The 21,488-nt window shown below is 67.6% G+C and carries 12 protein-coding genes, 1 tRNA gene and 2 pseudogenes; 9 read left to right on the top strand and 6 right to left on the bottom strand.

The window, feature by feature from the left end:
* Positions 1-46: 46 nt before the first annotated feature.
* Positions 47-667: a TetR family transcriptional regulator gene (locus ACQPW1_RS09485; RefSeq protein WP_405167892.1), complete on the top strand. Its 621-nt coding sequence runs from the start codon at positions 47-49 to the stop codon at positions 665-667.
* Here ACQPW1_RS09485 and ACQPW1_RS09480 read toward each other — a convergent pair.
* On the bottom strand, positions 664-1,476 hold the full coding sequence (locus ACQPW1_RS09480; protein ID WP_433662355.1) for an alpha/beta fold hydrolase: 813 nt from the start codon (positions 1,474-1,476) through the stop codon (positions 664-666). The genes ACQPW1_RS09485 and ACQPW1_RS09480 overlap by 4 nt on opposite strands.
* 217 nt (positions 1,477-1,693) lie before the next feature.
* On the opposite strand from ACQPW1_RS09480, the gene ACQPW1_RS09475 reads away from it, so the two are divergent.
* Positions 1,694-2,851 carry a PucR family transcriptional regulator gene (locus tag ACQPW1_RS09475; RefSeq protein ID WP_433662354.1) on the top strand — a complete coding sequence of 386 codons (1,158 nt, stop codon included), beginning with the start codon at positions 1,694-1,696 and terminating at the stop codon, positions 2,849-2,851.
* Positions 2,852-2,860: 9 nt separating this feature from the next.
* Here ACQPW1_RS09475 and acpS read toward each other — a convergent pair whose 3' ends face one another.
* Entirely contained in the window at positions 2,861-3,292 is a 432-nt protein-coding gene (gene acpS, locus ACQPW1_RS09470; RefSeq protein WP_433662353.1) for a holo-ACP synthase AcpS, read from the bottom strand.
* Between the two features lie 11 nt (positions 3,293-3,303).
* Positions 3,304-12,666 (bottom strand): fatty acid synthase subunit beta domain-containing protein, encoded by a 9,363-nt coding sequence (locus ACQPW1_RS09465; RefSeq protein ID WP_433662352.1) that lies wholly within the window; start codon positions 12,664-12,666, stop codon positions 3,304-3,306.
* 387 nt (positions 12,667-13,053) lie between these two features.
* Here ACQPW1_RS09465 and ACQPW1_RS09460 point away from each other — a divergent pair.
* The 7 genes and pseudogenes from ACQPW1_RS09460 to ACQPW1_RS09430 all read left to right on the top strand — a co-directional run bounded on the left by ACQPW1_RS09460 (position 13,054) and on the right by ACQPW1_RS09430 (position 17,445).
* A tRNA-Leu gene (locus tag ACQPW1_RS09460) sits at positions 13,054-13,135 on the top strand.
* A 167-nt stretch (positions 13,136-13,302) separates the two neighbouring features.
* Positions 13,303-13,728 carry a hypothetical protein gene (locus tag ACQPW1_RS09455; protein WP_433662351.1) on the top strand — a complete coding sequence of 142 codons (426 nt, stop codon included), beginning with the start codon at positions 13,303-13,305 and terminating at the stop codon, positions 13,726-13,728.
* Between the two features lie 4 nt (positions 13,729-13,732).
* Positions 13,733-14,353, top strand: a complete 621-nt coding sequence (locus ACQPW1_RS09450; protein ID WP_433662350.1) for a hypothetical protein — start codon at positions 13,733-13,735, stop codon at positions 14,351-14,353.
* A 102-nt stretch (positions 14,354-14,455) separates the two neighbouring features.
* Positions 14,456-14,800, top strand: coding sequence for a hypothetical protein (locus tag ACQPW1_RS09445; RefSeq protein ID WP_433662349.1), 345 nt, complete (start codon positions 14,456-14,458; stop codon positions 14,798-14,800).
* Between the two features lie 20 nt (positions 14,801-14,820).
* Positions 14,821-15,651, top strand: coding sequence for a DUF2637 domain-containing protein (locus ACQPW1_RS09440; RefSeq protein ID WP_433662348.1), 831 nt, complete (start codon positions 14,821-14,823; stop codon positions 15,649-15,651).
* A gap of 1,095 nt (positions 15,652-16,746) precedes the next feature.
* Positions 16,747-17,013 (top strand): annotated as a pseudogene (locus ACQPW1_RS09435) (non-homologous end-joining DNA ligase); the annotation flags it as partial.
* 66 nt (positions 17,014-17,079) lie between these two features.
* Positions 17,080-17,445 (top strand): hypothetical protein, encoded by a 366-nt coding sequence (locus ACQPW1_RS09430; RefSeq protein WP_433662347.1) that lies wholly within the window; start codon positions 17,080-17,082, stop codon positions 17,443-17,445.
* A 63-nt stretch (positions 17,446-17,508) separates the two neighbouring features.
* Here the strand turns inward: ACQPW1_RS09430 and ACQPW1_RS09425 are convergent.
* The 3 genes and pseudogenes from ACQPW1_RS09425 to ACQPW1_RS09415 form a co-directional block, all read right to left on the bottom strand.
* Positions 17,509-18,592: pseudogene (locus tag ACQPW1_RS09425) on the bottom strand (IS630 family transposase).
* Positions 18,593-19,668: 1,076 nt separating this feature from the next.
* Positions 19,669-20,175, bottom strand: a complete 507-nt coding sequence (locus ACQPW1_RS09420; protein ID WP_433662346.1) for a hypothetical protein — start codon at positions 20,173-20,175, stop codon at positions 19,669-19,671.
* A gap of 178 nt (positions 20,176-20,353) precedes the next feature.
* Complete coding sequence (locus ACQPW1_RS09415; RefSeq protein WP_433662345.1) at positions 20,354-21,112, bottom strand: alpha/beta fold hydrolase; 759 nt, start codon at positions 21,110-21,112, stop codon at positions 20,354-20,356.
* Between the last annotated feature and the right edge of the window lie 376 nt (positions 21,113-21,488).

Genomic DNA, 21,488 nt, shown 5'->3' with positions numbered 1-21,488 from the left:
ACGTCTGGACCCTGCGTTGGAGCTGCAGGACGACCCACAGGAGCTCATGCCGCGGCGACGGCCGACGCAGGAACGCAGTAAACGGAAGTTCGACGCGCTCTTGCAGGCGTCCCGGGAACTGCTGGTAGAGGTTGGGTTCGAATCGTTCACCTGTGAAGAAGTGGCGGCACGTGCCGAGGTTCCGATCGGCACGCTGTACCAGTTCTTCGCCAACAAGTACGTCATCGTCTGCGAACTGAATCGGCAAGACCTCGTTGCCGTTTCGCAGGAGCTCGCCGATTTCCACGGCGAGATCCCATCGCTGGACTGGCTGCGGCACATGAACCAGCTGGTCGATCATCTGGCGAATCTGTGGATGAACGACCCGTCGCGCCGCGAGGTGTGGCTGGCCATGCAGTCGACCCCGTCCACGCGGGCGACCGGCGCCATCCATGAGAAGGAGTTCGCCGAGGTCGTCTCGCAGATGCTGCGGCCGCTCACGCCACGAACACCACGGGTGCGGCGCACCATGATGGCCGAGGTGCTGGTGCACGTGGTCTATTCGATGCTGAACTTCTCGGTGCAGGACGAGCAGAGCCACGCCGAGGCGGTATCCGAACTCAAGCGGCTGATGGTCGCGTATCTGTTGGTCGCCGAGAAGGAGTCGCGCTCGGCAAGCGGGCGTTAAGCGGTCTGCTCCCCCGCTGAGCGGCTTGTCGAGACGCCATCGAGGATCGTGGTCGCGACCAGCTCCGGGTTGTCCCACATGGGCATGTGGCCGCAGTCGGGCAGCGTCACCCATTTGGTGTGCGCGGGTAGTTGATCGCGGACCTGGCTGGTGCTCGGCGGCAGCATCCGATCGAGGGTGCCGAACGCGATGGTGACCGGCACCGTGATCCCCTGTCCCCCTTCGAAACGCAGCTTCTTCGCGATCTTCAGCGCCCGGCGCAGCGTCGGAGCGGACCGGTCCAGATCCTCCGCGACACCGATGGCCTCGGCGGCCGTCAGCCGATCGGGGTGACCGACGGCGGGCCGCAGGCCGACGGACCTGGTCCGGCCGATCACCGATCGCGCGGGCGTCCGTGTCAGCGTCGCGGCGGCGAGGCCGATCTGGAACTGCGCCCGCAGTGCCAGCGGCATCTGCTTGTGCCACAACGCGACCGGGGCGAGGCCGACGAACGAGCTCGCCAGGCCGCGCTTGGTCGCCTCGAGTCCGATCAGGCCGCCCATGGAGTTGCCGACCAGATCGACCGGAGCGTTGATACCGAGGCGCTGTAGCTCGGCGGCCAGCCCGTCGACGATCCAGCCCATGCCGACACGGACGTCCGGACCCGGTGCCGGGGTGCGACCGAAGCCTGGGAAGTCGAGCGCGAGCACGCGACGGTCCGCGCTCAGCCGATCGAGCACCGGCAACCAGCACCTTGCCGACGCGCCGCCGCCGTGCAACAACACCAATGGACGGCCTTCACCGCGTTCGATGCGATTCCATTCGGTCATCGGCAACCCCTTCGTCGAGTGATCGAGTAAAGCCTCGATCCGCCTGCCCTGCTCGGCCACGACCGCCGCGTGTTGTCCGAAAGTACAACCGCACTACTTGGCATCGTTGCCGACTCTTCAGTATTGCGCGGTATAACCCCAGCTGACTATGGTGCAACTGTCGAAGTTGCAGCCCATCCTTTGTTGCTCAGTCCAAACGGGACTACCCTGCACAGTAATGGTCAGCCGCCCACCAATCCCGGATCGCCGTGCCCTGTTGGCTCGGTTGTTCTCACACGCCACCGAACTGACCGCCAAGACGATCGACAAGATGCGCGCCGAGATACCGACCTACGCGCGGATCGATCCGACGGCACTGCTGCCGGACGCGGTCCGCACCGTCCAGCAGTTGTTGCGGACGCTGGCCGCGGAGCGCGACCTGACCGACAGCGAGTTGGCCGTCTTCACGGCGCACGGCGAAACCCGTGGCCGCCAAGGGATTCCGGTGACCGAGATGCTGCGCGGCTGGCGGCTCGCGGTCCGGGTCGCCGTCGACGAGGTGGTCGCCACTGGCCGTCGCCTCGGCCTCTCGGACGGTGAGTTGCTGGAACTGACCAACGACATCCTCGCGCTCACCGATACCGCGATTCTGGCGGTGGCCCGCGGGCACCTCGACGCCGAGTTCCAGCAGACCAGGCACGACCAGCAGCACCGCACCGACCTGGTCCGCGGCATCCTGTTCGGCACACTCGGTCCCGGCGAGATCCGCCTGCAGGTCGAACGCTACGGCCTGGACTCCTACCGGGAATTCCACGCGATCCGAGCCAGGCCGAGCGCCGACCTGGCCGCCGACCCGCTGGCCAAGCTGCTCGAGCCGATGGGCGGCGACCGGCCACACGGGCTGCTCGCGGTCATCGACGGCGACGTCGCAGGCATCGTGGACGCCGTGCCCACGGGCGATATCGAGACCGCCGTCGGTGTCGGCCCGGCCGCCCGGCTGGACCGGATGGAGCCGTCCTTCCGCCGCGCCACCCGAGCCATGGCGACCGCCGATGCCTTCGAGCTGACCGGCGTGCACGACCTGGCCGATCTCGGCCTGCTGCCCGCGGTACTGGCGGACACCGAAGTCGGCGAGGAACTGTTCCACCGCTACATCACGCCGCTCGGCGAAAGTGACGGCGCCGCAGCACTACTCGACACCGCCCAGCACTATCTGAGCAACGGCATGCGCGTCGATCACGTCGCCGAAGAGATGCAGCTGCACACCAACACGGTGCGCTACCGGCTGCGCCGCTACCAGGAGCTGGTCGGGATCGACCTCGCCGATCCCGACCGAGCCTTGGAAACGTGGTGGGCGCTACAGCGCAGAAGGCTGCGGCGCACACACCGAGAGTGACTGTCCGCCTTACCCTTCGCGGCCCTCGATCAGATCCACCATTTCGCCCGGATCTTCCAGGACCACCATGGCGGCGGCCGTGTCACCGTCGTGCGTCAACGACAGGTGAACCCTTGCGCGCGGCAGGAATTCGGCGGCGAGGCCGTGCAGCTTGATGCTCGGCCTCCCCCATGCGTCGTTGACCACCTCGATCAGCGGGTACGGGTTGTCGCCGATCTGTGGGCGGCGGGCGAAACGTGATGCGGCCCAAGCCTTGATCACCGCCTCTTTCGCCGCCCAACGCACCGCGTAGCTGCGCGCCGGATCGGTCCCCTTGCTCTGACAGTAGCGTCGCTCGCCCGCGGTGAAACTCTCTCGGAGCATGGTGGTTCCGGCGCGTTCGAGCTGTTCGGCGAACTCGGAGATGGTCACCAAGTCCAAGCCGATACCGAGGATCGTCATAGGCCGGGAGCCTACGACCTGGTCTGGCGGTCGGTGTACGAACTGTCCGGAGTGTGGCCCGCGCCGCAGCCGAAGCCGTCGGCCCGGTACGCACCGTCGCCACCGAGGCGAGCCTCGGCGGACAGCAGCACATCCGCTTCCAGCTGACGCGCTTGCTTGGCAGGTGTGCCGTCACCGCCCATCCGACGGTCCGCCGGACGCTCGTACAGCGGTGCCCCGCCGCACATGGCCTCGGTGAACCGCTGCCGCCCGGCGAGCTGACGCTGTTGCGCCCGCTCCTGGTAGGCCTCACGCCGCTCCGGGTCGATCGCCTGGATGAACGCCTCCGGATGGACCACCGCGAGCAGCCCGTTGACGTGCCCGAAGCCGAGCGAGGTCAGCAGACCGGCCTTCAGCGCGAACTTCTCGCCGAAGCGCAGCGGCTCGCGCGCCCACACCAGGTGCGGGTACGCCTGCATCTTCTCGTCGACACAGTCCAGGCTCCGATTCGGCGGCACCACACCGTTTTCCAGCACCTGGCACAGGCCGATCAGCTGGAACGCGGCCGCGCCGCCCTTGGCGTGCCCGGTCAGGCTCTTCTGCGAGACGACGAACAGCGGCGCCCCGTCGGACCGGCCGATGGCCGTGGCCAGCCGGGTGTGCAGCTCGGACTCGTTCGGGTCGTTGGCCGCCGTCGACGTGTCGTGCTTGGAGACCACCGCGATGTCGTCCGGCCCGACACCGAGCTTGCGCAGCTCAGCGGCGAAGCGGGATTCGCGGCCGCCACGCCCCGCACCGAGCGCGCCGAGACCGGGCGCCGGGATGGAGGTGTGCACGCCGTCTGCGAAGGACTGCGCGAAGGCGACCACACCAAGCACCGGCAGGCCCATCTCCACCGCCACGTCACCGCGGGCCAGCAGCACGGTACCGCCGCCCTGCGATTCCACGAACCCGCCGCGACGGCGGTCGTTGGCGCGGGAGAAGTACCGGTCACTGATGCCCTTGGCGCTCATGGCCGCCGAGTCCGCGGTGGCCGACATGTCACCGAAGCCGACGATGCCCTCGATGCCCAGATCGTCGAAGCCGCCGGCCACGACCAGCTCGGCCTTGCCGAGGCGGATCTTGTCGACGCCCTCTTCCACCGACACCGCCGCGGTGGCGCAGGCCGCCACCGGGTGCACCATCGCGCCGTAGCTGCCGACGTAGGATTGCACCACGTGGGCGAGCGCCACGTTCGGCAGCGCCTCCTGCAGGATGTCGTTCGGGCGCGACTCGCCGAGCAGGTTGTCGACGTAGAGCGAGCGCATCGAGGACATGCCGCCCATGCCGGTGCCCTGGGTGTTGGCCACCAGGCTCGGATGCACCCAGCTCATCAGCTCGGACGGGCTGAAGCCGGAGCTGACGAACGCGTCCACCGTGCAGACGACGTTCCAGAGCGCAACGCGGTCAACGGAATTCGCCATCTCGGCGGAGATGCCCCAGATGGTCGGGTCCCAGCCGGTCGGGATCTGGCCGCCGACGGTGCGCGACAGCTTGGCCCGGCGCGGCACCCGAATCTCGGTGCCCGCCTTGCGCGTCACCGTCCAGTCGGCCGAATCCGCCACCGGCACAATGACCGTGTGCTCGGGGTCGGCCTCGTGGAAGGCACGCGCCTCGGCCTCGCCGCCGACCGTGAAGGTCAGGTCCTGATCGATGAACACCGACGTCATCAGCGGCGCGCTGTTGTCGATCATCGCGCCGTCGTCGCCGTAGCGGCGCACGCCGCAGCGGGCGACCACCGCGTCGTGGTACTTGTCGGCCAGCTCGGATTCGGCGACGTAGTCACCGGTTTCGGCGTCGTACCAGCCGGGCTTGGGATCGTTCTCCCAGGTGACCAGGCCGGTGGTCCAGGCGAGCTCGAGCACGCCCGCGGCCGAGAGCTGGTCTTCGACCTCCATCTCGAACCGGGTGCGCGCCGAGCCGTACGGGCCGAGCTCACCGGCACCGACGATCACCACCATGTCGGCGAGATCGGTGGTGACCGTGCCCCATTCGGGCACCGGCAGCACCGAGGACATGGTCGGCGGCGCGGGCAGGGCCGAAATCGTGGCCACCGCAACGTCTTCCACGTCGTCCTCGGCGGCGGCCTGCTCCGCTGCCTCCTTGGCGAGCGCGGGCAGATCCAACTTGGCCCTGGCCAATCCGCCGGTCAGGTCGATCTGCTGCGGGCCGGTCAGGGTGACCTGGCGAGCGCGCGAGGTGCACCACTTGAGCAGCTCGTCGGCCATCTCGGTGGTGGACCAGGTGTGCACCCCTGCCTTCTCCGCGGCCGCGGCCACCGGGTCGTTGTGGCCCATCAGGCCGGTACCACGCACCCAGCCGATCAGTGCGTGCACCAGAGTGACTCGCTTGGACCACGACTTCTCGACCCGCCACTTGGCGACCACCGCGTCGAGCGCGGCCTTGGACTCACCGTAGGCGCCGTCACCGCCGAAGAGGCCGCGGTTGGGCGAACCCGGCAGCACCACATGCAGTTTCGCGTCGACGTCGTGGTCGGCGCCGATGGTGGACAGGCCACCGATCAGCCGCTCCACCGACCAAAGCAGCACGCGCATTTCCATTTCCGCGCGGGCACCCGCGTCGGCGAGGTCACCGGCCACCCGCGGCGCCGCGAACGGCAGCAGCATGGTCGGCGTCATCGCGTCCTTGGTCTTGACCTTCGCACCACCGGCGTTGTCGACCTGTTCGGTGCCGACCCACTCGATCAGCGCGTCGATGTCCTGGTAGGACGCCATGTTCGCGGGCACCACCCAGAGGGCGGCACCGTGGCGGGCGTTGTCCCGGTACAGCTTCCGGTAGAAGCTCAGGCGGTCGTCGTTGAGGCTCGACGTGGTGACCACCACGGTCGCGCCGCCGCCGAGCAGCTGCCCGGTGACCGCCGCCGCGATGGAACCCTTACTGGCGCCGGTGATCACCGCGATGTCCGCGGACCAGATGCCGCGGTCGTCGGTGCTGAGCGCGGCGTCGGCGATGCGCTCGTACACCCCGGCCAGCACCGAACGGGCCTCGTGCTTGGCCCGCTCGCGCCACCAGTTGGCCTGCGTGGCAACGGCTTCGCCCGCGCCGAGGTATCCGGTCACCGGCAGTTCCGCGGTCTCGGCGTCGTCGCCGAGCCACAGCCGGGCCAGATCCTCACGGGCGGTGGCCCATCGGTCGTCGAGCAGCACCGCCTTGCGGGGGTCGAAGGCGGGCGCGACCAAACGCGGCCAGTCCGAACCCAATTCGGCCGAGACCAGATCGACCAGGGAGTTGTCGGTCGCCTCCGGCGCGGTTACCTGCTCGGCCAGGCCGAGCTGCTCCAGCACCACCCGGGCGGCCGTGGCGAGCACGCCGTCGCGTCCGGTGATCTGCTCGGTGAACTCACCCAGCGCGGCCGCGTCGACGGTGCCGCCGCCACCACCTCCGGTGGAGGGCAGCGAGACCGCGACGCCGCGGCGGGCCGCGACCGCCTGCACGGCGGTGTCGATGGCCGCGTCGACCGAGGCGGCATCGCCCAGCGCGCCGGAAACCAGCCCGCCGAGGTCGCCACCGCGGACGCTGGCGCCTTCCCTGGTGCCGAGGGAGACCTCGGCGGTGACGTGGTTGGCCCAGCCGTCGCCGAGCTCCCAGACCTTCGTCACGCGCTCGGCGATCGCGGCCGGACGCTTGCCGGACGGGCCGAACACCTTGCGCAGGTGGTCGCCGATCGAATCGGAGAGCACCGAGCCGAACGGCTTGTAGGTGCGGGCGAGCCGCTCGACGGTGACCGACAGCGCACCCATGTCCGCATCGGCGGCACCGTCGATGGCACCGAGCGAGAGCTCGGAGCCCAGGTCGACCAGCAGCTGGTTGCGGCGCGAGGAGACGCCGTCGCACAGGCCCTCGATGGTGTCGACCGGGCCGATCTGGTCCAGCCGCAGCTTGGTCCACAGCGCGATGAGCACGCGGGTGGCGTCGGCGGCGGAGAACACGATGTCGTCCGGACGCGGTCCGCGCGAGCTGGCCACCGGTGCGGCGGCCGCCACGGGAGCCGCGGCAGGCGTTGCGGCCGAAGCGGTTTCGACGATCTCGTCGGCGGGCTCGTCGACGGGCGCGGGGTCGGTGTCGGTCGAGTAGACGATCCCGGACTCGCGCTCGATGTTGAGCACCTCGACCGTCGCGCCGCTGAACGCGGGCAGCTTCAACGTCTGGGTGGCCAGGTTCGCCACGGTAGGCGTTGCGCCCAAACCGATTTCGACGAACCGCTCGACCCCGAGGCCGCCATGTGCGGTGTCGGTGAACAGCAGGTCCTGGGTCTCGATCCAGCGCACCGGGCTGGCGAACTGCCACGCCAGCAGTTCGACCAGCACGACGCGGCACAGCTCGACGGGTCGCGCCGACCAACCCTCGAAGTCGGCGAGCACCGCGGCGAGCGGCTCGGACGGCACCAGATCCGCGATCTCCTGGACGAATTCACGTTCCAGCGAGAACGGCTTCGGCACCAGGTTCGGCACGTAACGACCGATCAGGATCTCCGGATGCAGGTCCGCGGGCAGCAGCTGCTCGAGCTTCTGCCGGAACTCCGGCACGCCCTTGCGCAGCACGGTGGAGTGGAACGGCACGTCGATGCCGGGCACCACGATGAACGCCCGCTTGCCGCCGAATTCGGCACGGCGCCGGTCGATCTCGGTCTCCAGCGCCTCGAGTCCGGCGACCGTGCCCGCGATGGCGTACTGCGAGCCACGCAGGTTCAGGTTGACCACCTCGAGGAACTCGCCGACCTGCGCGCCGATGCCGGTGACGAATTCGATGACCTCGTCGTCGGGCAGCCCGATCTGCGAGGGCCGGATGGCCGCCAGTCGGTAGTCGCTGCGGCCCTGGGCATCACGCGGCACCAGCTCATGCATCGCGGACCCACGCTGGAACACCACCTCGAGCACCGCCTCGAGCGGCAGCACCCCGGCGGCCGCGGCGAGCGCGTTGTATTCACCGACCGAGTGCCCGGCCAGCATCGCGCCCTCGACGAAGGCACCGGCCTCGCGCAGCTCGGCCACCTGGGCGACACCGAGGACCGCCATGGCGACCTGGGTGAACTGGGTCAGGTGCAGCACGCCGTCCGGGTGCCGGTGTTCGACACCGCGCGCCTTGAGGTAGGTCGGGTTGTCGCGCACCACAGCGAGAATCGAGAAGCCGAGCGCGTCGCGGGTGTGCTTGTCGGCACGGTCCCAGATCGCCTTGGCGGCCTTCGAACGGCTACGCGCGTCCAGGCCCATGCCCTTGCGCTGGATGCCCTGGCCGGGGAACGCGTAGACGGTCTTCGGGGCGGCGGTGCGACCGGTCGCGGTCATCACCAGATCGCCCGCGGCCCGGCACGATACCTCGACGATCTCACTGCCCGCATCGACCGCGATCCGCTCGACGCGCACGTCGATCTCCGCGCCGGGGCGAACCATGCCGAGGAAGCGGGTGGTCCACGCCGTCACGGTGCGGGCCGGGATCGAGCTTTCCGGGTCGACCGCGGAGACCGCGTGCTGCGCGGCGGCCGAGAGCCACATGCCGTGCACGATCGGGCTGCCGAGACCGGCCAGCTTGGCCGCGGAATCACTGGTGTGGATCGGGTTGTGGTCGCCGGAGACCGCGGCGAACGCGTGCATGGTGCGCGGCGCGACGACCGTGACGTCGCGACGACGGCGACGCGGGGTCTCGGTGGCGACGTCGGACACCGTGCCCGCGGCCCGCGGCGGATCGGTGAGCTCGCCCGCACCATTGCGGCCGCGGATGGCGAACCGCTCGGTGAGGGTGGCGACCGTCGGCATGGACAGCCCGGTTTCCGGCCGGTCCAGCATGCCCGCGATGCGCACCCGCACCTCGACGACGCGGCCGAGGTCGGTGTCGAGCGTCTCGCCCGCCTCCGCCCGCACCGCGAGAACGCTTGGGCTGGTGGGCAGTTCGCCCGCCAGCTCGATCTGATGGTCCAGGTGGACCAGGTCCAGCATGCCCTCGATGACGCTCGTGTCATTCGCGGTCCGCGACGCACCGAGCACCGCGAACACGGCGGGCCAGCAGGCGCCGACCAGCACGTCGGGGGCGGTGCGGCCCAGCGTGCTCAGCGATGCGGGCAGACCCGAACCGGTCACGCCCGCGTGATCGGCGACCAGGTCCGGCGACCACGCGATGTTGAGGTGGGCGACCTTGCCCTTCACCTCGGGCAGATCCTGTCCGGCGGCGACGGCCAGCAGCGCGGCCATCGCCTCGTGCGCGTCCGCCTCGGTGACGACCGGGGCGCCGCCGTTGTAAGTGGCGGTCGGCACGGTGACGCGGATGCGAACCACGTTGCTGCCCAACAGCGGAACGGTCAGTTCGACGTAAGAGTTGTCGGCATCGGGTCCGGTGGTCTCGGTGAGCGTGGCGCCACTGGGCGGGTGCACCGCACCCTTGCCGTCCACGGCCCACTCGGCGAGATCGCCGAGCCGGTGTACCGGGTTGACGGTGGTGCGGCCGGACCATTCGATGTCCGGCGCGGCGATCACCGTGTCGATCGGCCCGGTGGTCACGCCCGCGACGCGGCGGGCGTCGATCGCCACCGGCACCACACCGGCGCGCACCAGCGAGTACGCCGTGTCCTGCTCGAACCGGTCGAGCAGTTCGCCGACCGGCTCGTCGACGCGGGTGATGCCCGCGACGGCGACGGTGCCGGGGATGACGCAGACCTGGTCGGCCGAGTAGCGCGGATCATGGGCCTGCCACAGCGAATCCGAGCGCCACCAGCGACGCACGTCGCCGTCGACGACCGGCACGAAGTTGACCGGCTTGCCCGGGGTCTTGCACAGCGTCACGAAGAACGGGACGTCGGCCGGGTGCAGCAGGGTCTGCTCGGCGACCGGGTACTGCGCCTTGAGTGCGCACAGCGCGCCGACCGGGTTCTCGAACTCGGCGTCGGCGGCGAACAGCGTCGGGATCTCGCCGCGATCGGCCAGGTTGAGCCGAGATTCGGTGCGGCGCATCATTTCCGCGAAACGATCCCGCCAGGTGATATCGAGCCAGACCGAGCGGGTGGCGTCGGTGATCGCGTCGCCGATGTCGCTGCCGCAGTCGAAGTCCTTGCGGCGGTCCAGGCCGACCGCGAGCTCGATGTAGCGCTCCAGCCAGTCCAGGTAGGTCATCGAGGCGACATCGCCGAAATACGGCTTGGCCGTGGCGTTCAGCGCCTCGATGATCTCCGCGCGGCGTTCTGCGACGGCGTCGGCGTCACCGGCGACCTCGTCGAGCAGGCGGCCGGTGCGCGAGGCCGCGTTGTCGATCTCGTGGATGTCGGCGCCCAATTGGCTACGGCCCGAGGCCATTCCGCCGGACGCGGTGCCCGCGCCGACCCAGTCGGGGGTGCCGGGGGTGTCAACCAGCAGCTGCTTCACCTCGGGCGCGGTGGTCGCCTCCAGCGTGGCCATCGCGGCCGTGCCGACCAGCACGCCGTCCAGCGGCATCACCGGGTAGCCGTGCGGGGTGGCCCACTCGCCGGTCAGGTATTCCGTTGCGCGCTCGGGGGTTCCGATGCCGCCGCCGACGCAGACGACCACGTTCTCGTGGGTGCGCAGCTCGGCGTACGTCTCCAGCAGCAGATCGTCCAGGTCTTCCCAGGAGTGGTGCCCGCCGGCCCGGCCGCCCTCGATGTGCATGATCACCGGGTAGTCCGGCACCTCGGCGGCGATCCGCAGCACCGCGCGGATCTGCGCCACGGTGCCCGGCTTGAACGCGACATGCGAGATGCCGACCTCGGTGAGTTCGTTGATGAGCGCGACGGATTCGTCGAGCTCGGGAATGCCCGCGGTGACGATGACGCCGTCGAACGGGGCGCCCGCGGTGCGTGCCTTCTGCACCAGTCGCTTGCCACCCAGCTGCAGCTTCCACAGGTAGGGGTCGAGGAACAGCGAGTTGAACTGGACCGCGCGGCCCGGCTGCAGCAGTGTCTTCAGCTCGGCGACCCGATCGGCGAAGATCTGCTCGGTCACCTGGCCGCCACCGGCCAGCTCCGCCCAGTGGCCCGCATTCGCCGCCGCCGCAACGATTTTCGCGTCGACGGTGGTAGGTGTCATGCCCGCCAACAGGATTGGCGAACGGCCGGTCAGCTTGGTGAACGCGGTTTCCACCACGATCCGCCCGTTCGGCAGCCGAACCGGACGCGGCGCGAACGCCGTCCACGGTGCGGCCGTCTCCGGCGCGGCACCCGGGGTGAGCAGGCTGCGCTGCCCCGCCCGCGTCGCGGCGGCGACCATGCCGACGCCGGTACCCTTCAACGAACCGCCGGTCACCCGGGACAGCAGGTCGCCGGGGCCGAGGTCCAGAATCCATTGCGCGCCAGCGGCAACCATGCCGTCGACGATCTCCACCCAGTCGATCGGGTCGACCAGGATTTCCTGCGCGAGCGAACCGGCCAGTGCCGCGTCCAGCCCGCACTGGTTGGCCCAGGAGGTCACCAGATCCACCGTGTCGGCCAGCGCCGGGTGGTGGAACGCGACGTCGACCGACACATCCTCGAAGACCGGCGCGAAGATGGCGCCACCGCGTGCCTTGGCGTCGCGTTCGCGGGACTGCGCGTCATGAATCTGCGCACAGCGCTGCCGCACCCGCTCCAGCTGGGCGGGCGTGCCGGAAAGCACCGCGCGCCTGCGTCCGTTGCGAATGGACACCACCGCGGCCGCCATGGGATCGACGCCCTCGGCTACCTCGGCCACCACGGCACGCAGCTGCTCGGGATCGACGTTGGACACCGCGACCATCGGCGAGCGCTCACCCACCGGCATCAGCCCGCGGCGCCGCGCCACCAAACCGGCGGCCGCGCCGATCAATTGCGCCAGCGCCAGGATCTCGGCGTCGCGCTGCCCGCCGGACTCGACGGCGGTCGCCGCCAGCCTGCCCTGCGAGTGGCCCACGATCGCCACCGGCGCGTGTTCGGTCGGATCCAGTCCCTGCAGTCGCAGCGCGCGCATCGCGGCCAGCTGCGAGAGCAGCACGCCGGGCATCGACACGGCGGCGGAACGCAGGATCCGCGGCGACGGGGCCGCGGAAACCTCACCCTGGTCGGCCTCGACCAGTTCGTCCTCCAGCATCCACCCGATCGGGTCGAAGCCGACGGGACGGACTACAAGCAGTTGTGCCGCAACGGGTTCCAGCAGCGCTTCCGCCTCGTTGACCAAAGCGGTCAATTCGGGCTCCAGCGCGCTGTCGCGGCCGATCTCTTCCAGCTCGTCGAGCCACTGGGCGCCCTGTCCGCCGAACGCGAGCGCGTAGGGCGTCCCGTTCAGCAGGCGATCCAGCAGTGGCGATCGGGTCCCAGCCCCCTGGGCCGCACCGACCTTCGCGCTCTGTCCGGTACCGGTCTCGGTGCTCTCGTTGATCGTCAAGACGATTCGACTTCCTTCTCCTGGCGACGCGCCCTCCGAGACACGCCGCTCCCTCCGGTGCGCAGGTGTTCCTCAGCGTTGGGGCCTGATACCGGCGAGGATAGCCAAAATCATGAGGAAATCCTCACGTTTGCTCGGCGGCCAAACCGCATACTCCCGAGTATTCATGCACGGTCGTACCAGAATCATGGCAAACATGACCCTTCCTCATGTTTGAACACGCTGGTCTACCGGGTTACTAACACGTAGGAAACATGAGCGCCCCTCATGTTGATGGTTATCTAATCGTTATAATCCCTGGTAGGGTTACCGACCAGTACGCCACGCCCGCCCGGAGCTTCGCGAAGTCGGTCAAGCCCGGTAGAGTTTGCACGGTCGTACCATCACGCGCGAGTGGCGAAATTGGCAGACGCGCCAGATTTAGGTTCTGGTGTCCACGGACGTAGGGGTTCAAGTCCCCTCTCGCGCACCTCTGACCGGCATATCTGCCGGATGTTCGCATCGTGTGTTCAAGCGCTCTTGAGCACACGAGAGGCGAGCCGTGATTACCAACTCTGACCTGCGCCGACTTCCGACCACCTCGCCAGAAACGACCCCATCGATGGCACGCGAGGGGTTTGCTGGCGGGGGGCAGGCATGATCCCCGCGCTGGTACCGCCGCAAGGTCAACTTCAGGAGTTGATCCATGGTCCAGTACCTACCGACCAGATTGTCCGGGTAGCTGACGGCGATCTCGTCTACGGCGTGTCGTCGGTGAGCGATGGTGGCCGAATCGCTGACAAGCACGTACTGACCGCGCTAGGGTGCCGCCCCTCCATTCGCCTGGAAGTAGCCGTCACCGAAACCGGGGCGCTGCTGCTGCATCCGGGCGCGCGCGGCACGGTGATCGTCACCAGCAATGGGCACATCCGGCTGCCGTATCGCCAGCGCCGCAGGGCGTGCCTGTTCGTCGGGGACCGGGTACTGCTGCTGGGGCGGCGCAGCACCGCGCGCCTGCTCGTCTATCCCCGGCCGCGGTCGGCGAGCTCTTCGCGGCGGCGCTGCCGATGCTCGCGGCGGTGACCGCGTGAGCGCCCCGACCCCCACGGCCACGGCCACGGCCAGCGCGGAGACGCTCGCCGCGGCGAAGCTGCTGCTCGCGCAGATGGGGATCTCCCCCGCCGACCTGGTCGCCGGCACCACGGTGGTGCCGACCTTCGCCGAGGTGATCCCCCAGGTCCGCGCCACCCTGGCGCCGGGCACCCTGCGCACCTACAACGCCGGGCTGACCCGCCTGGAAGGCACCTGGCCCGAGCGTCGTCTCGACGAGCCGACCAAGGCCGATTTCGAGGAGATGGCCCGGGCATCCAGGCCGGCGCGCGGGTCAATCGTGCCTCGCGCGGGGGTACCAGCGCGGTCGAGCACTTCATCAGCGCGGCGCGCTGTGTCTACCGCTACGCCGAGGACAAGGGCTGGATCCGCCGCACCGACAACCCCGCCCGCCGCCTGGCCATGCCGACACGACGCCCTTCACACCGCTACGCGATCCCCTCGGCCCGGCTGGCCGAGATCTGCCAAGCCACCGCCACCAGCGGCGACGACCCCGAACTCGACACCCTGCTCCTGCGCCTGCACATCGAAACCGCCTGCCGTCGCAGCGGCGCGCTCGCCCTGCGCCCGCACGATCTCGACCGCGAGCAGTGCCTGATCTATCTGCGGGAAAAAGACGGCGTCGACCGCTGGCAGCCGGTCTCACCGACGCTGATGCGGTATCTGATCGAGCTACGCCGAGCAACGCCACAGCCCGCTCATGGGACAGCTGCTGCGCTACCGCAACGGGCGCGCGATCAGCTCGCGCCGCTACGACCACCTCTGGAATCGCGTCGGGGAAATCCTGCCGTGGGTCGCCGCCCAGGGCATCACCACCCACTGGCTGCGCCACACCACCGTGACCTGGGTCGAACGCACCTTCAGCTACGCCGTCGCCTGCGCCTACGCCGGACACCGCGGCAAAGGCCCCGGCGCCACCGCCACCTACGTCAAGTCCTATCTGGCCGAGGTCGCCGCCGCGCTGTCGGTACTCACCGGCGAACCCCACCCGATCCTGTCCGCGCAACTGCCCAGCCCGACCGCGATGACCGCGCCCGCACGCTGATCGCACCGGAAAGGTTCCTCATGGCCGACACCACCCTTGAGCTCACCTCGACCGACAATCTTCGCCCGGAGGTGCGCACGCCGCCGCGTTCGCGTGCGCACACCTTCTTCTGGAGCGTGCTCACCGCGGCAGCCACGATCAGCATCACCGGCAACGCCACCCAAGCCGTGCTGCACACGACCGCAGCCCCCGCGATCGCCGCGACCGTCGCCATAGTCCCGCCGCTGGCGCTGCTGGCCGCCGTGCACGGTGTCTCCATCCTGTTGAGCACACATGCGCACGCCCGGGGCATCCATTTCATGGCTGCGGCGATGACAGCGCTGATCGCGGCAGGGGCGTTCTGGCTGTCGTTCACCGCACTGCGAGCCCTGGCACTGCTGGCCGGCATCCCTGCGGGCGAGGCATGGCTCTGGCCGCTGATCGTCGAGGGGTCCATGGCGCAGTCCACCATCGCGCTCCTGGCACTGGCTCACACCGCGAATCGTTCCGGTAGCCGTGCGGACGGCGAACTCCGAGCACAACCGCCAGGGGAAAACGCAGCGAGCACGACAAGGATCGACGACGACGCCACCGTGCGGCCGCCGCGCGAAGACGATGCCGTGCACACGATCCCGGCTCTCGCGACCAGACCCGAGCAGTTCGCCGAGTTGGCGACCCGAATGTGTGCACGCGACCCCGGGCGACGACGAGACCCGGACCTGGTCGTGCATATCCTCACCCGTCACCATCTCGATGGCTGGAACCCTACCCAGATCGCCGAGGAGACGAACCGCAGCCGCTCAACCGTCAGCCGGATCATCAGCGAGGCCGCGCAGATGGAAGCCTCAGTGCAGAACCTGTTGATGAACTGATCGCATCCTGCGGCCGCTCCCCACCACCACCTGTCCATCGCGGCGGACCAGCGTCGGACACGGGCTCCATACCCACCGCATCACGACGAACAGCATCGCCTGCTCGGGCCGCGCTTCATACAATCGGCTAGCTGTCTCCGAGGTCGATCGCTGCGCCCCAGCATTCCGATGCTTCCCTAGATGAAAGGCACGAAGGTGACTGACGATTCGAGCACTCTCCTGCCCGAGTCCGCGCAACTCTCACCAGGTGGGTCGCACCAAGCGACGTACCCGGTCTCCGCTGGTGCCCGCGCACTAGGCAAGTCAGAACGCTGGTACATCGAGCAACTGAAAACCGGCCGCTTTCCGGGACACAAGGCCGGCCGCAGCTGGTTCCTCACCACCGAGGACATCAACGCGGCAATCGAAGCCACTCGACGCCCCGCCTACACGACCCCCGAAGCGCGATTGACATACGAAGCCGCGCTCCAAAAGAGGCGTGCGACGCGTCCGCGCCGTCCGATACCACCACAGAATCCGACAAGGCAGCGAAGCGACCCCACACCCAAATAGCAAACATTGGGCAATCTCATCCTCGATTCGGATCGAGGCCGACAAAGCGAGCCAATTCACGCAGGACCGCCAAGGACTTGAACCTCTTCGGTCTACTCCCGCTAACGCGCAGGTCAGAGGCTGACCCCTACATTGCAGACTGCACGTCACCTGCCGTTTCGTGACACTTGGTTACTGTTCATTACAGAAAATATCATGTCGGTGATGACCGCGTCATCACCGGGGTCAGAGCCATGTTTTCCGGCCGATTGATGACCGCGTCATCAGCCAGCAACCTACCGGATCCCTGAGTTGCCCGACGCCGTTCAACACCTGGTTAGCACCAGTTCGTGCATCGAATGATCTCGCCCTCACGCGCCTACCACTCGATTTTCCGCACCGGCCGGTATCATTCAATCTGGCTATCGATCAGCAACGCGGGGTTCGGAGAGGACCGGCGATGGTGGCGAGACGGGCGTGACAGGGCTACCGCGCTACGCCCCCATGCTGGCCGCCCCCGGCGTACTGCCCAGCGAGGATGCCGACTAGGGTTTCGAGGTCAAGTTCGACGGCATCCGGGCGATCGCCTATATCGACCAGGACCTGCGGCTGACGTCTAGAAACGGCAAAGACATCTCCCCGGCCTGGCCGGAAATCGCCGACCTGGCCCCGGCAGTGCCCGGAGTCGTGGTCGACGGCGAGATCGTGGCGATTGCTGCGGACGGCCGAACCTCCTTCGAGGCACTGCAACCGCGGATGCACCAGCGCAACCCTTCCGCAATCAAAGCGCTGGCGAGCGCAGTCCCGGTGTCAGCGGAACGTACATCTTGACCGTCCGGCCCGACCTCGGCCATCAGCTCTTCTTCATCAACGAGGATGAGCAGTGCGGGCCTACACATGCACCGCCTGAAACAGAATGAGCCGCCGGTGACTACACCTGAAGAACGGCCGGGTGACGTGCTTTCCGTCGTCGTGGCCGCCATCGATGATGAGTCTGATTCCGGCGATTTCGCGACCGCCGACCTCCTCCGAGTCGTGCGTCGCGGCCTTGTTACGCCGCCGACGGAAGGAGAAGTTATCGCGGCGCTGGGCTTGCTCGCGCTACCCAGCATCAACGGTATTCGGGCTGATGGGGACAGCTGGCAAGTTGCTGACCCAATGGATGTGGTCGCCCGGAGGATCCACTATCTGGCGGAGGCCGTAGCCGACTTCCGGCATGGTTACGGCGGCGGCCTTCATTTGGGCGACGACGACGCGTACTGAGATCCGACGCCTCGGCTCGCTCCCTCAACGTAGCGCAGGCATACACATCTGCTGGTCCCGCCGCTAGTGCCCTGCGCCTGAAATTCGTTGAAGATATTTCGCCAGGGAGTTGAGGATTTCCTCGGCGGTCTTCTTCCATACGAACGGTTTTGGGTTGTCGTTCCATGTGGTGATCCATGCGTTTACCTGGCGTTCGAGTGACTGGACGCTGGTGTGCACGCCGCGACGTAGGAGTTGGTCGGTGAGGTAGGCGAACCAGCGTTCGACCTGGTTGAGCCAGGAGGAGCCGGTCGGGGTGAAGTGCACGTGGAAGCGCGGGTGCCGTGCCAGCCACTCGTAGACGGCCGGGGTTTTGTGGGTGGCGAGGTTGTCGCACACGATGTGCACGTCCAACTCGGCCGGCACCGCCTTGTCGATAGCGACCAGAAACTTCTTGTACTCGGCTGCGCGGTGACGTCGGCGCAGCTCGCCGATCACGGTGCCGTCGGCGACGTTGAACGCCGCGAAAAGTGTTGTGGTGCCGTGACGTTGGTAGTCATGGGTGCGTCCTTTCGGGCATGCCCGGCATCATCGGCAATACTGGCTGGGAACGGTCCAGTGCCTGGATCTGACTCTTCTCGTCCACGCACAGCACCACGGCCCGCTCGGGCGGATTGTGGTACAGGCCAACAACATCGACGACTTTCTCCACGAACAGCGGATCGGTCGAGAGCTTGAATCCGTCCTGGATATGCGGTTTGAGGTCGAACCTGCGCCAGATCCGCCCGATCGTCGATTTCGACAATCCGCTGTGAGCTGCCATCGAGGCCCGCGACCAGTGCGTCGCGTTCACCGGTCTCGACGCCAACGTGTCGGTGAGGACCTCTTCGACCTGGTCGAGCAGAATCGACGGCGGCCGACCCGGCCGCTGCTCATCGGCCAAACCAGCCAACCGCGAGGCAACGAACCGTGACCGCCACTTACCCACCGTCGGTGCCGAAACCCCAAGCCGCACAGCAACTTCGGTGTTGGGAGCGGGCTCGGCGCAGGCGAGCACGATTCGGCATCGTAGCGCATACGCCTGCGACGAACTCGCCGCGCGCGCACCACGGGTCAACGCCGCCCGCTCCTCATCACTGAGCACCAATTCGGACTTCGGTCGCCCCATCACCACGCACCGAACCTACGCCCCCACCAACACATCCCGGAATAAATTGAACGAATTTCAGGCGCAGGACACTAGTCCTTGGGACCAAACGTCTGCCAACGGGTTCGCCCGCATGACTCGACGTGCCGCTAGGCCAGCGTGACCGGGATGGATTGCCGTCACCGTCGGAACCTGTAGGCAGAAGCCATTACTCGCCGTCGAATCATCGGACTGGCGCCGTGCACGTCATCGTTCAGTCCGGCTGGCAAGTCGTCGAATCTCGCCGAGCAAGGAGTCCCCAGTGAAAACACTTTTTCGTGGAACAACGCGCACAGTCCCTCGACAGACACCGCTCAAAGGTGTTCGATATCGGAAGGAGTCACCACTACGCATCGCAGAATCCGCCATCGCCACACACGATCCGAGCTCAACTCCTGCTCGGGAGAGGGGCTCTCATATGGAGATCGATATCTCGTGCCCCCGGTGCGGCGACGGTCACGGTGTTCAGAGGGTTCCTGCGGCGCATGCCGAAGGGGTCTCCACCAGCTACGGCACCAACTTCACCACCGGCGTGGGCGTCACCTCGGCGGGATTGGTGCCAGTCCTGGGCACGACGACAGTCGAACGAACACACACGACCGCACTGGCCCAAAGTCTGTCACTCGCCCCCGCGCAACGACCGGTAGGCCGACTCATAGTTGTCGGACTCCTACTACTCGTCCCGGATCTCCTCGCCATAGTCCCGGTGACGCTTGCCATTCTGCAACCCGATCAAGTCGGGTTGTTGGCGAAACTCTTCGGGGCGTCCTTCTTCCTTGGCGGGTTGGCTATGCCGTCGGCCTTAGCGTTCTGCCTCGCAATCGGCAGGACTCGCTTCAATAACCGCATCTCACGGGGACGCCGGGCAGCCCACACGGTGTGGAGCTCGGGGTTCTATTGCCATCGGTGTGGCGTGGTGTTCTGGCCGTTGTCCCCGGCACCGAACATCCCAGCTCGGCAAGCCTTCATACCCGAGCATTTTCGCTGGTTCGTCTGGGACGCCGGAGACTATGTGAATGCGTAACCGGCCTCTCCAGCGGCCAGCGAATCGCCGGGGCTCACGCGCTGGTCTCTTGATTCTGGTTCAGCGAGTTGCTGACTTTCCTGGCGTCGGCTCGGTGTCGCTGCTTGATCGGGCAGATGGGTCGGCGCTCGTGCGGCTCAGGGGATTTGACTTCTGGTGTGGCCTTGCCACTGCCGCCAGAGGGGCCACTCTCGTGAGCAGCGCTCCGGGCAGCGGAGATCAGTTGCCGTGCCTGCCGTGGTGTGATTTCCAGCAGTTCGGCAACATCGTCGTCGCTTTGGCCTTCCTCGCGGAGAGCGACTGCGGCGGCGGCCTGCTCGCCGCGGTATCCGGCCAGTTCCTCCTCAGCGCCGATTTTCAGCTGCTGCATCTGCTGCCGGTAGCTCTCGAGGTCGCGATCGCGCTTACTCTCGCACTCATCGATGGCGACCCAGACTGCGACGTATCGCTTCACCGCCGCCGTGATCGCCTTTTCGCGTTGCCGAGCCCGCGCCCGGCGTTTTTCCACCCGTTCACGGTTTCGTTCCAGGCGTTCGGACACTTCACGGTGGCGGGGCGGACGCGGTGACGGTTTCGGTTTCGATCCTGGATTCGGCATGACGGGTCTCCTCATCGACCCATCCACCTGATTCTCCCGTCCACCAGCGTACCGACATCCACGCCGCCGACCATTCCTGGGATCAATGAACTCGGGGCCGGCGCGACCTGCGATGGGCTTGTCAGTTGTTGATGGAATCCATCCAGTCCCGTACGGCCGCTTGATATTCGGGGGCGCCCGGGGAGAGATTGATCATGTCCCCGCCGTCTTCGAGGACGTAGGTGCGCAGCTGGGCGGCAGGGCTGTAGAACTGGGATTCGGCGGCATAGAGGGTGGCTGCGTCGCGGCATATCGCACCGCAGCCCAGCCGATCTTGGCTGCCTGCTGCCAGCAGTACCGGCACGATGATGTGGGAGGTGGCGCCGGGCAGCGTGGCGACGAGTCCGTCGGGCCACTCGGTCAGCGAGAACCGGTCTTTGGTCCTCTCGGAGGTCTCGATCACTTCGGGGCCATCGTGAGGACCAAAGTAGTTGCGAGCCGCTTCAGGAGTGTTGAACGCCAGAGTCAGCCAGCCAGGCTCGGATCCCCTGAACGCAGGATCGTCTGGGGCGTGGCGAGACGTTTTGGCCGAGTCGAGTGCGACGAGCGGGTCGATCGAGTGTGAGTATCCGGTGAGTAGCCCGTCCACATCGTGATAGTTAGCAGCCTCGAGCACGCTAACCCCGGAGCCGAGTGCGTTGCCCCCGAGGATGACCGTCTCGAATGGGTCGACATCCGGTATGCCGCGCCGGAGCGCTTGCACTGCGGTGTGGACTCCTGACGCATCGCCAGAGGCGGTGACCGTCCAGACTGGCGGCGTCGAGGACTGTCCGTTTCCCGGGCGATCCAGAGCCAGCGTCGCGTAGCCCGCAGCGTTCATTGCACGGGCGAACGAGTACACCTCAGGTTTGTACGGAAAGTCCCACTACACAGCGTTTGCGGCCGCAGAGCCCGATGTCAGGACCATGACCGCCCGCACGTCGCCAGCCGGTAGGCATAACGATCCGGCGATGGTTCCGCCCAGCACACTGAAAGACACTGTCTGACAGTGCCGTTCGGTGTCTGCGTGGGCGGTCGGGTTCGACGCGCCTATGACTGCCGTGGCCATCAGCACAGTGATGATCGGCAGGCTTCCACACCAGCGGAAGCCTGCTTCCTTGTCCGGACGTGTTCGCACCCAACGGCGTTGTGCCCGTTCATGATTGCGCGCGGGCTGGTGGTGGATAACCGTGTGGCGCCGCGATCGCGGGGACGTATGCGAATTTGGTGTCGGCATG

The organism is Nocardia sp. CA-128927, assembly GCF_050955855.1.
Classification (GTDB): domain Bacteria; phylum Actinomycetota; class Actinomycetes; order Mycobacteriales; family Mycobacteriaceae; genus Nocardia.
This window is presented reverse-complemented; position numbering and strand designations above follow the sequence as displayed.

Coding starts and splice junctions, on each gene's coding strand:
- ACQPW1_RS09485 (WP_405167892.1), top strand. CDS start 47: ATGCCGCGGCGACGGCCGACGCAGGAACGCAGTAAACGGAAGTTCGAC.
- ACQPW1_RS09480 (WP_433662355.1), bottom strand. CDS start 1,476: ATGACCGAATGGAATCGCATCGAACGCGGTGAAGGCCGTCCATTGGTG.
- ACQPW1_RS09475 (WP_433662354.1), top strand. CDS start 1,694: ATGGTCAGCCGCCCACCAATCCCGGATCGCCGTGCCCTGTTGGCTCGG.
- acpS (WP_433662353.1), bottom strand. CDS start 3,292: ATGACGATCCTCGGTATCGGCTTGGACTTGGTGACCATCTCCGAGTTC.
- ACQPW1_RS09455 (WP_433662351.1), top strand. CDS start 13,303: ATGATCCCCGCGCTGGTACCGCCGCAAGGTCAACTTCAGGAGTTGATC.
- ACQPW1_RS09445 (WP_433662349.1), top strand. CDS start 14,456: ATGGGACAGCTGCTGCGCTACCGCAACGGGCGCGCGATCAGCTCGCGC.
- ACQPW1_RS09440 (WP_433662348.1), top strand. CDS start 14,821: ATGGCCGACACCACCCTTGAGCTCACCTCGACCGACAATCTTCGCCCG.
- ACQPW1_RS09430 (WP_433662347.1), top strand. CDS start 17,080: ATGCACCGCCTGAAACAGAATGAGCCGCCGGTGACTACACCTGAAGAA.